Origin of the sequence: Leptospira terpstrae serovar Hualin str. LT 11-33 = ATCC 700639 (assembly GCF_000332495.1) — a bacterium.
GTDB lineage: Bacteria > Spirochaetota > Leptospiria > Leptospirales > Leptospiraceae > Leptospira_A > Leptospira_A terpstrae.
This window is the reverse complement of sequence record NZ_AOGW02000022.1, coordinates 1-13667: the sequence shown is the minus strand read 5'-3', so window position 1 is coordinate 13667 and position 13667 is coordinate 1. Positions and strand designations below refer to the sequence as shown.

At 33.5% G+C, this 13667-nt stretch carries 17 protein-coding genes; 16 read left to right on the top strand and 1 reads right to left on the bottom strand.

What is annotated here, in order from left to right:
* Window positions 1–109 precede the first annotated feature (109 nt).
* The 16 genes from LEP1GSC203_RS18235 to LEP1GSC203_RS18165 all read left to right on the top strand — a co-directional run bounded on the left by LEP1GSC203_RS18235 (window position 110) and on the right by LEP1GSC203_RS18165 (window position 13453).
* Window positions 110–718 carry a hypothetical protein gene (locus tag LEP1GSC203_RS18235; protein WP_002975569.1) on the top strand — a complete coding sequence of 203 codons (609 nt, stop codon included), beginning with the start codon at window positions 110–112 and terminating at the stop codon, window positions 716–718.
* 2 nt (window positions 719–720) lie between these two features.
* On the top strand, window positions 721–1806 hold the full coding sequence (locus LEP1GSC203_RS18230; RefSeq protein ID WP_002975570.1) for an LA_2444/LA_4059 family outer membrane protein: 1086 nt from the start codon (window positions 721–723) through the stop codon (window positions 1804–1806).
* A gap of 187 nt (window positions 1807–1993) precedes the next feature.
* A complete protein-coding gene (locus tag LEP1GSC203_RS18225) occupies window positions 1994–2362 on the top strand; it encodes a nuclear transport factor 2 family protein (protein ID WP_002975576.1) in 369 nt (122 codons plus the stop codon).
* A 665-nt stretch (window positions 2363–3027) separates the two neighbouring features.
* On the top strand, window positions 3028–3327 hold the full coding sequence (locus LEP1GSC203_RS18220) for a type II toxin-antitoxin system HigB family toxin (RefSeq protein WP_002975563.1): 300 nt from the start codon (window positions 3028–3030) through the stop codon (window positions 3325–3327).
* The gene (locus LEP1GSC203_RS18215) at window positions 3328–3732 is read left to right on the top strand and encodes a helix-turn-helix domain-containing protein (RefSeq protein ID WP_002975564.1); all 405 of its coding nucleotides are present in this window, start codon (window positions 3328–3330) and stop codon (window positions 3730–3732) included. It begins immediately after the preceding gene.
* A 219-nt stretch (window positions 3733–3951) separates the two neighbouring features.
* Window positions 3952–4584 (top strand): hypothetical protein, encoded by a 633-nt coding sequence (locus tag LEP1GSC203_RS18210; protein ID WP_002975567.1) that lies wholly within the window; start codon window positions 3952–3954, stop codon window positions 4582–4584.
* Window positions 4585–4839: 255 nt separating this feature from the next.
* Window positions 4840–5121 carry a type II toxin-antitoxin system RelE/ParE family toxin gene (locus LEP1GSC203_RS18205; RefSeq protein WP_002975574.1) on the top strand — a complete coding sequence of 94 codons (282 nt, stop codon included), beginning with the start codon at window positions 4840–4842 and terminating at the stop codon, window positions 5119–5121.
* Window positions 5122–5136: 15 nt separating this feature from the next.
* Window positions 5137–5439 (top strand): HigA family addiction module antitoxin, encoded by a 303-nt coding sequence (locus LEP1GSC203_RS18200; RefSeq protein WP_002975568.1) that lies wholly within the window; start codon window positions 5137–5139, stop codon window positions 5437–5439.
* A gap of 420 nt (window positions 5440–5859) precedes the next feature.
* On the top strand, window positions 5860–6363 hold the full coding sequence (locus LEP1GSC203_RS20160) for a putative Ig domain-containing protein (protein WP_084765025.1): 504 nt from the start codon (window positions 5860–5862) through the stop codon (window positions 6361–6363).
* A 260-nt stretch (window positions 6364–6623) separates the two neighbouring features.
* Window positions 6624–7433: an SH3 domain-containing protein gene (locus LEP1GSC203_RS18195; protein WP_039938447.1), complete on the top strand. Its 810-nt coding sequence runs from the start codon at window positions 6624–6626 to the stop codon at window positions 7431–7433.
* Window positions 7434–7645: 212 nt separating this feature from the next.
* Window positions 7646–8257: a YajG family lipoprotein gene (locus LEP1GSC203_RS18190; protein ID WP_002975575.1), complete on the top strand. Its 612-nt coding sequence runs from the start codon at window positions 7646–7648 to the stop codon at window positions 8255–8257.
* A 671-nt stretch (window positions 8258–8928) separates the two neighbouring features.
* A complete protein-coding gene (locus tag LEP1GSC203_RS18185; RefSeq protein ID WP_002975571.1) occupies window positions 8929–9675 on the top strand; it encodes a hypothetical protein in 747 nt (248 codons plus the stop codon).
* A 252-nt stretch (window positions 9676–9927) separates the two neighbouring features.
* Complete coding sequence (locus LEP1GSC203_RS18180; protein WP_002975573.1) at window positions 9928–10620, top strand: hypothetical protein; 693 nt, start codon at window positions 9928–9930, stop codon at window positions 10618–10620.
* Between the two features lie 275 nt (window positions 10621–10895).
* Complete coding sequence (locus LEP1GSC203_RS19485) at window positions 10896–11522, top strand: DUF3885 domain-containing protein (protein WP_002975565.1); 627 nt, start codon at window positions 10896–10898, stop codon at window positions 11520–11522.
* Between the two features lie 230 nt (window positions 11523–11752).
* A complete protein-coding gene (locus tag LEP1GSC203_RS18170; protein WP_039938444.1) occupies window positions 11753–12499 on the top strand; it encodes a hypothetical protein in 747 nt (248 codons plus the stop codon).
* A gap of 216 nt (window positions 12500–12715) precedes the next feature.
* Window positions 12716–13453 (top strand): hypothetical protein, encoded by a 738-nt coding sequence (locus LEP1GSC203_RS18165; protein ID WP_002971529.1) that lies wholly within the window; start codon window positions 12716–12718, stop codon window positions 13451–13453.
* 30 nt (window positions 13454–13483) lie between these two features.
* Here the strand turns inward: LEP1GSC203_RS18165 and LEP1GSC203_RS20050 are convergent.
* On the bottom strand, window positions 13484–13667 hold a 184-nt coding region (locus tag LEP1GSC203_RS20050; protein ID WP_039938442.1), incomplete at its 5' end, for a hypothetical protein.

Below are 13667 nucleotides of genomic sequence, written 5' to 3'. Positions count from 1 at the left end.
TTGCATTCGCAAACTACGTGCCAGTCCCTAACGTCCCGTTTACGGGACTCAGGGTCGGACAACTTCGGTAAGACTAATTCGTTATGCGAAATAAAAACAAATTAAATTTATGATAGATTTCATTTTTACAAACATTTTGATAAGCGCTGTTTTATCAGTGATTGCTCCTTCGGAAAAACAAAAGGAAATTAGACATTTTAATTCATTACCTCAAATAGAACAAAGAGAAATAAAGGAAACAGAAAAAAGGAAAAGAATTGAATTCGATACAAAATCAAATGTAAACCTTATCAAAAACTGCTTCGAGGATCCGATCTTTTGTTTTGAATATAAACCTTTGATTAATAGGATTAAGGAAAACATAAGAAATGAAGTCTTCGCTACTGAATTTAACAATTCATTTAAATCTAGTTTTAAAAATGTTAAATTTGGATGCTTTTGTCGTGAAACTTTTGATCCAGATATTTTCCCTGTGTGCCCTATTGAAAAATCTCAACTTGACTTAGCTTGCCAGAAGCGTCAAAAATGTCTATTTGAACATAATCAAACTTGGATAAACACAAATTTAAAATGCGATTCAGAATTTGTTAACTATTTAGAAAAATTTAAGAAAGGAAAATATATTGACTACGACAAATTTGATAACGAATCTATCGAACTCTATAATTCACAAAAATTGAAAAGTTTAATAGATATTAGACGAGAGATAACCAAATAATTGTGGCTGTTTTTACTTCGCATAACAGCGGGGAAACGCTGCGCTTCGGCACATGGCCTCGCTTGGCCTGTGGCACATTCCTCTCCGTCACGCTTCTCGCTTCGCAAGAAGACGCGCCGACGCTAACGCCTGCATCCGCAGGCTCAGCTACGAGGAACGTCGTCTCCCCTAGTTCGTTATACGCAATTTTAATAAAACTTATGAAAAAAAGAAAAATATTTACTCTAATTATATTAGCAATCTCAAGCCTCAGTATTAATGCGGAAGAAGTTGAAAATAATGCCAAAAAAAGAAAAGCAAACCAAATTTATATCAGAAGAAATAACGGATATGCAGCCCCGAATGAATTTAATATGTATAACAGCCTTTTTCCGATATCCTTCGCATATGAAATACCTTCTATCCAATATAACACGTTCGGATTTGTTAGATTTATAAATGATTCTAAGTTTAGTATTGAAGGAAACTTTTTTGAATACAAAAAAACAAATTCCTCTTTTGATAGAATATATCCTTATACAGATCAAATTAGTAAAGGAAATCTTGGTACGTATTATAGATCAGAACAGAACTTATTCTTAAATTACCATCTAATTGAAAATAGAATAATTTTTAACCTCGGAATACAAAGATTACAAAGTGATTTAAGCGACGGGAGATTTGCATTTTATAACTATAATTTTTCCCAAAATCTAAATGGATTAACGGCTGGACTACTACTTGAATCACCAAGATTCTATGGCCTCTATATATCAGCAGGTTACAGATATTCTATCTTAAGTGGTTTTACCGAAATTAACCACTCAATTGTAACTTCTGCAAGAAATTTTGAATTTGCTCAAATCAAAGACAATCCATACACTAAATACTATGCTAACGAAACAAAAGTTATTCTTGGTTACGAATTTAATGAATCCATTTTATTATCTTTAGGCTTTATTGACCAATCTGCAAAAATTGTTCAAAATAGAAGTCAAATTCTTACCAGCGATTCTTTTTCTACGATTTTAATTAGATCAAATATAGAATATACTGCTAAGAATGAATATTTTTATTCTACTTTCGCATCTGTTACTTATAAACATTAAAACTGCGTATAACAGCGACTAACCGCTTCGCTTCGGGACTTACGCCCTCGCTCGGTCTACGACACATAGGCTTCTGGCACTCCCCTTGCCTGCGCAAGTGTCGTGGCCAGTCCCTAACGTCCCGTTCCGGGACTCAGGGCCAGCCTACGTCGGTTAGTCTAGTTCGTTATACGAAATGCCAAAGAATATGAAAGAAGAAGACAAAATTACAATCATAGCAAATCAACTAATTGCTTATAATGAAAAAAACATAGATAGATTTATTTCTTATTGGGATGAAAATGCAAAAGTATACTTACAACCCGATAACTTAATCGCCGATGGAATTGAAGAGATTAGAAATAGACATATTGAAAGATTCAAAGAAAAAGATCTGTTTGCAAAATTGATCTCAAGATATGTAATCGACAACAAAGTTGTAGATATTGAAATCGTAACACGAAATTTTCCTGAAGGAAAAGGTTTCGTTGATGTTCTTGCTATTTATGAACTAAAAAACTTTAAAATTATGAATGCTTGGTTTATGATCGGAAAACCAAAAATTGTAAATCTTTAGCAATTACAAAATTAATCAAAATTGATTATAATATATACTTCTAGTTAAATTAAATTCAATGACCAAACAATTTAATAAATTAAAATTAATATGCATTCATTTAAAGAGATTTTATTGGTATTCATTTTCCTTTCTATTGGTCAAACAATTTATTCTAAAGAGAAAATCCTTTCTCACTGGATTATAAAAATGATCGAATAAATTTTATTATTGATTGTGAAGAGAAAAAGCAATGTTATGAAAGTTGTAACAATATCCAAGACATGTCGTTCCTTTTTCAATTTCTTGCGAAAACAAAAGATCCAAACCTAAATAATCAAGTTAGAAATAGTTGTTTAATCGATTGTTCTCGTATTTTTTGTTACAAAAAATAAATCTTAATCATTTGGCACTTCGCATAACAGCACCTTCCCGCTACGCTTCGGCACAAGGCCTCGCTCGGCCTACGGCAAATTGTCCTCCTGTCACTCGCTTGCATACGCAAGCTCCGTGCCAGTCCCTAACGTCCCGTTACCGGGACTCAGGGTCGGACAACTTCGGGAAGGCTAGTTCGTTATACGAAATTTTCGGGAGTCTTTATTTTATTCATATGCGAGCGTCCGTGCTCGCTAAAAAAGGAAAAAAAAATAGTTGTTACCAATTCGGGAACATGCTTATGTTGATTTGTGAGGGTTATTTCGAGAAAAATTTTAAAAGATTTTTACTCTATTCCTAAATACTCTGACTCTAAAATCCCTATTGAAGTTTGGTTTAAAGACACTTCCAAAGCTAACTGGAAATCTCCTTCTGATATCAAAGAAAAATACAGAAATGCTAGTTTCCTTAAAGATAATAGAATCGTTTTCAATATACATGGGAATAAATACAGATTAATTGTTAAGATTCATTACAATTTACAGACTGTTTTCATTAGATTTATTGGTACACATGAACAATATGATAAAATCAATGCTGAGGTGATTTAAATGAACATTAAACCTATCAAAAATCAAAAAGATCACTTAGAAGCTCTTGCTGAGATTGAGAAACTTTGGGATGCGAAGAAAAATACTCCCGAATACGATAAATTAGATGTTTTAATTACCTTAGTTGATGCCTACGAAGCTAAACACTACCCTATTGATGATCCGGATCCTATTGAAGCTTTAAAATCCGTTATGGATGACATGAATATGAAAAGTATTGATTTAGGAAATTTAATTGGCGGGCGAAGTCGTGCCACTGAAATCTTAAATCGGAAAAGAAAGCTTACTTTGGAAATGATAAGAAAGATTAATCAAAATCTAGGAATTCCAACTGATATTCTTGTAAAAGAATATAAAGTCAAAACACCAAAGACAGGAAGAAAAAGAACGCCGTCCGTGGCGTAATTCATCTAACAAGCCCGAAAACTTCGCATAACAGCAGGGAAACGCTTCACTTCGGCACTGACGGCCTCGTTCGGTCTACGACACATTCCTCTCCGTCACGCTTCTTGCTGCGCAAGAAGACGCGCCGACGCTAACGCCTGCGCAGCAGGCTCAGCTACGAGGATCGTCGTCTCCCCTAGTTCGTTATGCGAAATAAGTTTAAAATAATTACAGGAAACTATGAACATCGAAGACATTATTAAAATCATTACAACATCAATCGCGGCACTAGGAGGCCTTGCTTTTTTAGTTATCGCTTTCGGGAGTTGGTACGCAAAGTTATTGTCAGATAAAATTATTGAAAAAGAGAAATTTAAAAATAATCAAGAAATTGAAAGATTGAAAGCAAATCTACAATTTAACTATCAAACTCAATCAATTTCCAATGCTCTATTTCACGAAACTCAGTTTAAAATATACAATGAATTATGGGTCTCCCTAACTGATTTAAAAATAAATATGGATCAACTTTGGGAAAATGTAACGAATCATACCTTACAATCATTCGTAAGATCCTTAAAAAAAGCGAAAGATTCAATAATAAATAGTGCACTCCTAATCGATGAAGATCATTATTCGGAATTCCTTGAACTAATTAATCACTTTGAAAATTATCAGGTAGGAAAAGAAAGGCTACTTAATATGCGTATCAATAGAACACATTATGACCTTCCTAATCTAAATTTTCCTCAAATTGAAAAAATAATTGAAGATAACCGCTTAAATAAAAATGAAATTCAAATATTGATATTACGAATTAAAGGAGAAATGCAGAAAGTAGTCAGAGGAAATAAATTAAACCAACTTCTATAAAAAACTTACTTCGCATAACAGCGGGGAAACGCTGCGCTTCGGCACTTACGGCCTCGCTTGGGCTACGCCACATTCCTCTCCGTCACGCTTTCTTGCGATCGCAAGAAGCGCGCCGACGCTAACGCCTACTACGTAGGCTCAGCTACGAGGAACGTCGTCTCCCCTAGTTCGTTATCTGCAATTGGGTTAAATCTTTAGGAAAGCTTTGAAATAAAAAACTTGACTACTATATCTGCAGTAGAGATATAGTAAGGTGTGATTCTTTCTTTCGGAGACAAAGAAACAGAAAAGATATTTAACCAAAACTTTTCAAAAAGGATTCCACCGGAAATTCAAAAGAAAGCTCTTACTAAACTAATTTTAATAGATAACGCAGAGAAAGAGGATGATTTGAAATCTCCTCCTTCTAACAGATTAGAAAGCTTAAAAGGCGATTTGAATGGTTTTTATTCTATTAGAATCAATGATCAGTGGCGTATCATTTTTAAATTTGATCAAGGAAACTGTAATCAAGTATCTATTATTGATTATCATTAAAGGAGTATAATAATTATGAAAAATAACAGAATCCCGACTCCAACTGTCGCTGAAATTTTGAAAGAAGAATTTCTTGAACCTATGCAAATCACTCCTTATAAATTATCGAAGGAACTTCACGTATCTACTTCAACAATTTTAGATATTTTACATGGGAAGAGAAAAATAACAGTAGATATGTCATTAAGATTATCTAAGTTTTTTGGTATGTCTGAAAAATTTTGGATAAATTTACAAACTGATCTTGATATTAGAGAGAAAAAAGAAAAATTAAAGAGTAAATTAGACTCTATAAAAACTCTTAAACTATCTGCCTAATTAACTAACCCAACTGCAGATAACAGCGACTAACCGCTGCGCTTCGGGACTACGCCCTCGCTTGGTCTGCGACACATAGGCTTTCTGTCACTCGCTTGCATGCGCAAGCTACGTGCCAGTCCCTAACGTCCCGTTGGGACTCAGGGTCAGCCTACGTCGGTTAGCCTAGTTCGTTATGCGAAACGACCAAAACAAATCTAAAATAAAGATTTACTGATCTAACTTCCTTTACAATAAAATTTATCATTTTATCTATTTGCTATTTTTCAGCTAACAAGGAAAATTTATATTGACAGCAAGTTCCTACGTTATTCCTCTTAAGTTTATGAAAAATTCTATACTTTTGCTCATATTTATATTATTAATATCGAATCTAGTCTCATGTGAGGATAAAAAAAAAAAGATAACACCACAACTACTTTGCTTTTGCTCGGAACTCTACCAAAATCTGCTACTAAACCAGCGTCTATTTCTTATGATTTACATGATAAATATACTGGATTAAGCACAGGTTCTTCAATAAGTAAGTCCCCATTAATTTCGGCTCCGATAGTCTCAAACTCAAACACTACAATTAAATCATTCTCCATATCACCTGCTTTACCCAATGGACTAACTTTAAATACTACAACTGGACTTCTTAGTGGTACCTTAACTTCTTATCCAGCCTCGAAAGCTTATCAATTTAAAGTAACGGTTGAATTTACTCCTAATAGTGGTTTTATTCTACGTGATACAACCTTAACAACAAGAGATATACTACTTTATTTTGATACTACTGCTGGAATTGATAATGTAAAATGTAAATTTGTTGGTACTCCGGGCGGTTGTCCTTCTTCATTTATAGGATACACTTGCGATGCATCTGCGTCATGCTCAAGTTCTTCAACTTGTTCAAATCTATCCGATTGCTATTCATTCTAACTATCTAGTTTATTTTTCGTTAAATTTGACTAGAAATAGAAGCCAAAACAAAATAGTAAGTCGCTTCGCATAACAGCAACTAACCGCTTCGCTTCGGGACTTGCGCCCTCGCTCGGTCTACGACACATAGGCTTTTGTCACTCCTCTTGCTTGCGCAAGCGTCGTGCCAATCCCTAACGTCCCGTTCCGGGACTCAGGGTCAGCCTACGTCGGTTAGTCTAGTTCGTTATACGCAATTGGCGAAAACAAAAATATAAACAATGAAAAAAACAACAATAAGATTATTTTTCATCCTCATATTACTAGCAAATATACATTGCAAATCATTTGAATTTTTAAATTCCGAAGATGGATATTCAATACACTACACAATGACGGATATTCTAAATGTCAGAAAAAATCCCTCTATAAATTCTGAAATCATTAACCAAATCCCTTACGGAACTAAAATAAATACAAAGAAGACGGAAATTCTGGAAATATTTGATGGAAAAAGTTCTTCATGGCATTACGTAAAAGAAGTGAATGGCTTCGTTCTCGATAACTTTCTTGCTAGGCAACCCGAAATAAAAAATTCTAAAAAATTAACTTTGAAATCATCATACTCTTTCCTTAGATGCAATCCTTATGGGATTGGGATATATAAAACTTTAACTTTATCAAATAAAGAATCAAATTTAAAAGATGAATTTATTGATTTCATTCAAGGAGAAAGAAAAATCCTGACTGGATCCTATAACTTAAAAAATAATTATATTCAATTAGAAATGAAAGAGAGTGAATTACAAAAGATCGATTATTCCGAGGGAAAAAGCATTATTAAAGAAAAGAATAAATCTAAAAACCAAAAAATAAAGATTATTAATTTAATTTGGAAAGATCAGATAAAAGGCTTTATTACGGATGAACAAGAAAAATATCTCGCTGCATCAAAATACAAACTTGATATAAAAAAATGTACTTTTACAAATATAAAATGCAAAGAGTATAATCCATTTAAGGAAAAGTGTACTGAAGAAAGAGAAAATTCAGATGTTTGCGATGATGTAGGTTACTATTGCAATAGATAACCAATCGCCAACTGCGTATAACAGCGGGGAAACGCTGCGCTTCGGCATATGGCCTCGCTTGGCCTGTGGCACATTCCTCTCCGTCACGCTTCTCGCTCCGCAAGAAGACGCGCCGACGCTAACGCCTGCATCCGCAGGCTCAGCTACGAGGAACGTCGTCTCCCCTAGTTCGTTATGCGCTATAGCGAAAGCGAAAACTAAATTTAAAACAAATGAATTTAAGTAGATTTAAATACATAATACATTTAATAATTTCTCTAATAAACTTAGGATGTATTCTTACTAGTAAAACCTTCGAATATAAATACGAAAACCCTATTTATTCTGAAATAACTTACAAGAATATCACCATTTCAGTAAATTATTCTGAAAGTTACAAAAATTTTTCCAGAAACAAAATTACTTTTCAAGGAATATTTAAAGATGGATTCGGAATCGAAAGGGGATACATCTTCATTAAACCTCAGGCAGAAGAAATCGTAAAAAATCTTTTTATTACCGAACTCAAAAATTCTGGATTTACTATTACTAATCTACCGTCCAATGATAATCCGGAAATTGAAATTCAAGTAAACCAAATGTTCATTGAACCCGAAGTAGGTTTCTTTGTGATCGATGCAATAGCTGTTATAGACATAAATATTTTTGTTCATTTTAAAAATAAGTCATTCAAAAGAAGATTTAAGGCAGTCGGCGAAGCTACTATAGTATTTCAACCTGATTATTTCTACCAATTAGCTCTAGATAGAAGTATGAAAAATCTTGCTTTAAAAACCATACCAGAAGTAATCTCTCTCATTCAGAACGAACAAAAGGACTTTTGAATATGTTTAAAATGTATATGACAATAAGTTTTTGTTTTATCTTTTCAAGTTGTTTATATAACTTAAACTATATCACTAAAATCGATGAAACAGAAAAAAATTGGAAAACTGAAGAAAAAAAGAGATAGTAAATACGCTACAGCGCATAACAGCGTGGAAACGCTTCGCTTCGGCACGAGGCCTCGCTTGGGCTGCGCCACATTCCTCTCCGTCACGCTTCTCGCTACGCAAGAAGGCGCGCCGACGCTAACGCCTACTACGTAGGCTCAGCTACGAGGAACGTCGTCTCCACTATTTCGTTAGTTGCAATGTGCGTATTTTCTTCTCGCCAAGTCTGTTTTTTTAGCTTTTTATCATAAAAGCAAAGACCTTATGAATATATATACATTCATGGGGTTTGTTTGTCAAAGAAAGCTCTTCAGTGATTTAATTTGTGCTGTTTGTTAAAGGTTTCGGGTGGACTTCCAGTTCTTTCTTATCAATACTTTATTCTCGAATGGCACACTGCAACTAACATCGCCTTCACGCTTCGCTGCGGGTCTAGCCCGCGCTCGGCCTACGGCAAATTTCCCGCTTCTCCTAACGCCTCTTTCAGAGGCTCAGGGCGGGAAACTTCGGGAAGGCTCAATCGTTATGCGAAATATTTTAAAATTTAATTAAGAAACCAAAAAATGAAAAAAAATAAGAAGAATTTTCAAATTCTAGTTATATTTCTACTTCTATTACCCTACCAAATATTTTCAGAAGAAAACATTGAACCAAAAGGTGAAGAACAAAACCGAAAAAGACTTCATATATATTCAACTCCTTATACTTTAAATAGATACAAATACAGTTCTTTTAGAAAAAGAACGGAAGATTTCGATTTAAACGTACTTTTGGGAATTACAAATAAATTCTTCGTTGGATTTACCTATAACATTGGAGAAAAATCGGATAGTAATTATAGTTTTGCTCATAGATCTTATATTGATTATCGGCAAATTAGTGAGTTTTCTAATTCCCGATATGGAGAGTATTTTATGTTTAGAACTCAATACTTTTTCTATGATAATTTCTATGGTAGTTTGAATGCTGGTGTAGAAAAAGGATTTACAAAAGAAGAAAAAAATTTTATATATATAGGACGCAATATTGAGTATCAACCTTTTTCAAAAATCACTACATTTTCGAACAGATTTTTTGGAACCATGGGAATTGGGTATAGAAAAGAATTCTTTGAAAATTTTATAATGGGAATTGAATTCGAATATGGAATTATAAATTCAGGAAAAATCAAAGATCATTATACTTTTGATCCAGTATACTTTAATGGATTTCCTTTAAAATATATACAGGATTTATATTTTGGAAACCAATATAAAATGGGAAATTCTGAATTTTCAGTTATATCATTTTATGCAGGAATTGCATTATAAAATAAAATACTTCGCATAACAGCGAGGAAACGCTGCGCTTCGGCTCTACGGCCTCGCTTGGGCTGCGCCACATTCCTCTCCGTCACGCTTCTTGCTACGCAAGAAGACGCGCCGACGCTAACACCTCTGCGAGGCTCAGCTACGAGGAACGTCGTCTCCCCTAGTTCGTTATGCGCAATAAACGGTCAAAAATTAAAACTTAAATACAAAAAAGAATGAGTATCTTTTCCATTGTAGAAATTTAAGGAAATAATGAAAAAATATTCTTTAGAAATAAGTGAAGATCAAGCAATAATTCTATTCGAACTTTTTGCTCGTTTTGCTGATACTAATAGGCTGAACTTCAAACATCCTTCGGAATATATCACAATCCAGCAACTTGCAGCGAAAGTTGATAAAACAACCTCTGCAATGTTTAATGAAGATTACAAAGAAATTTTATCAAATGCTCAAAAACGAATTTCGAATGGATTTGAAGGTAATCTTCCAAATGATAATGCTCAAGTAGGTTGGATACAAAAAATTATATCTGATTACTTTTGGCCTGAATTTATCGATAAAAATGGAATGATTTTTATTAAATGTGAATATTCAAAGGTAGAAAAAATTCCAGCAGATCCCATTGAAGCTGAATGTTTCATAAATCACTTACACATACTTGATTTATTTACCCATTCTGCAGATTTACCCGATGAGCCATTCTGGGATAGCGAACATCCTGATTTCAAAGATGCGTGGAACCTAGGAAAACATATTTCTGAAATGTGGAAAGTAAAACTAGAAAAAGACTTTCCTAAGGATAATTTCAGAATATATCTTTCTAAAAGCGACAACCCAATTGTGCGCTTTCACAAAGTAAGAAAAAATCATATAAATTGGTTCGAAAAAGAAAGTTATTCGAACCAATCTGAAAATGAAAAAAATAAGATAATCATAATAGAATAGAAATTTTATAATAATCTTACTCTTATTGAAGAGACCGTTAACTGCGCATAACAGCAACTAACCGCTGCGCTTCGGGACAAGCCCTCGCTTGGTCTGCGACACATAGGCTTCTGGCACTCCCCTTGCCTTCGCAAGTGTCGTGACCAGTCCCTAACGTCCCGTTCCGGGACTCAGGGTCAGCCTACGTCGGTTAGTCTAGTTCGTTATACGCAATAGCTCAGAATATCAAAAATTAAAAACAAAGATATAAACTTTGAAGATAACAAATAGATGAAATGAATATCAGTTTAAATAATTTCCTAACTACAAATTTTAAAAAAGATAAATTAAAAAAACCATTATTTTATAATTTTGAATACGGGCTAAGAATTAATCTACAATCAAATTACGAATTTGAAAGCGACTCATATTTTAAAGAATGTATTGATAGGTCTTTACTAATATTCGAAAATACATTCGAACCAAATGATAATATTTTGGTTGTCATTAACATTTCTCAAAATAAACGAAAGAAAATTTCAAAAAATAATTTCATTTTTAGTCAAATCAAAAATCTTAATTATAGAAGTGTATATTTCAAAAAATATTCAAACCATCATAATTCCGAATTAAAATTATGTATCCAAGCCAATATTCAATCCTCAACTAAGCACATTAATTATTTCAAATTAATTGAAGCACTAATCCATAGAGATTTTCCAAATAAAATTCCACGAATAACTGATGATTTAATTTTTGTTAATTTAGATAAAAAAATAATTTTCAAAATTTATGATGACCGAGGTTTAGATGTAGTATCAAAAACAATAGAAACCTTAGAACCCATATATAAAAAATATAATGAATGGATACTTGATTACGATCGTGTTAAAATTGACCACGTCTTTAATATAAAAAAATGATTTGAACAATTAATTTAAATTGAAATTCAATCAGCTACTATCGCTACTGCGTATAACAGCAGCTAACCACTTCGCTTCGGGACTTCGCCCTCGCTCGGCCTACGGCACATAGGCTTTCTGTCACTCGTTTGCATCCGCAAACTACGTGCCAGTCCCTAACGCCTCTACGAGGCTCAGGGTCAGCCTACGTCGGTTAGCCTAGTTCGTTATACGACATATCAAAAATATAAATGAAAATAGATAAAAAGGAAAATCTAGCATTCATTACTTCATTACTAGCTTTAGCAGTTGGTATCGGAGATGCAAAAAACATAATCGAGAATTTACTTTTGCATTGGATTCTAAATTGTATTTCAAATTTTATAAATAGAATAGCTGGACTTTATTTTTCGGACGAAACTATTTTCTCTTACCTATATTTAATAATACTAATTTGCATTTATAGAAAGTATATATCTTACAGCTATGCTTATGGAATTGAGGAAAATGTCTTAAGTAGAGAAAAAGAAATTGAGGTATATAAATTCTCTCAATCACAATTCGCTCAATTAAAAGCAAATTTAAAAGATAAACTATTAACTTATATTTTTACAAATAAAATCCTTTACTACTCGGCATTTGATCGTCTGCAATTGGCGGGAAAAATAGGGCCGAAGGGGGAAAATATTCCGCCTGCTGAAACCTATGATTGTTTAAACTACATAATTAGATTTTCCTTAAAAAGGAACAAAATTACAATCAATTACGAATATCGATACTCAATAAAAGGATTCAATTTACGTGCAAGAAAATACATTGAACAAAGAGAATATAGATTTCGAAACTTTATAGATATCAAATTTCGTTTCAAAAAACATCTTTTCTTGATTATTATTTCACCCACATCATTTTGTTATTGGATATTAACTTTATATTTAAAGAAAATTATTTTTATCTGTATTTTTCTGTTTATTTTAATAGTAAACTTCAAAAATTAATTTAATGCATTTGATACGTCGTATAACAGCACCTTAACGCTTCGCTTCGGCACAAGGCCTCGCTCGGTCTGCGACACATAGGCTTCTGGCACTCCTCTTGCTTACGCAAGCGTCGTTCCAGTCCCTAACGTCCCGTTCCGGGACTCAGGGTCAGCCTACGTCGTTAAGGCTAGTTCGTTATGCGAAATTGCAGAATATATAATTTAGGATCAAAAAATGACAAAATTAAAAGTCACAATATTTCTATTATTGATTTTTTCAAATTTCTCAATAAATGCAAAATCATTTAATGAGGAACAGCTTGAATACAGACGTAAGAAACCTATTTCAATTATTTCAGGAGTTAATAGTATCTCAAATTATTACTACGCACCATATCTAGGAATTTCATACAATTTTAGTGGGAATACCGAATTAGGATTTATATTTATAAACTCTAAATACAAGTATAATTATGATCAAAAGTTTTTGCCCACAAATCAATCTATATATAATTTTCAGGAATTCGACAAGGCATTTCAGGATTCTGCAAAAATTTTCATGAATTACTATTTATTTAACTCTATTTTTTTCGTTAATGCTACTATAGGATATCTGCCCTCAACAAGTTACGGTATAAATTTAAGTTCAATCTTTGATAGTAACGTAATTGGTTCAGGCTTTAGTTATGCTTCAGTTGAATTAAAACAATTAAATACCTACTATATCTCTCCTGGTATTGGACTTAAAGTTACTTTAGAAAATGGTCTCTTTTTCTCTATTACTGGCGGACCCATGTTTCTCCAAAAAAATAAAACCGAATTAAACATAGAAACATTTATGACAACAAATTCAGCAGAATCGAATATATTGAGCAATTATCTTTTAAACTTACCTATTATAAAAAATTCAAATAGTGGAATTGGAAGGAATACAGAAGCATATGCTGATATAGCAGCGGGAATCTCATTTTAACAACCTGCAACTTCGCATAACAGCAGCTACTCACTGCGCTTCGGCACTACCGGCCTCGCTTGGCCTGCGGCACATTTCCCTTCTGGCATTCGCCTTGCTTACGCAAGCTTCATGCCAGTCCCTAACGTCCCGCTGGGACTCAGGGTCGGGAAACGTCGAGTAGCCTAGTTCGTTATGCGCAATAATTTCAAAAAATATAATGATTAAAAAATTA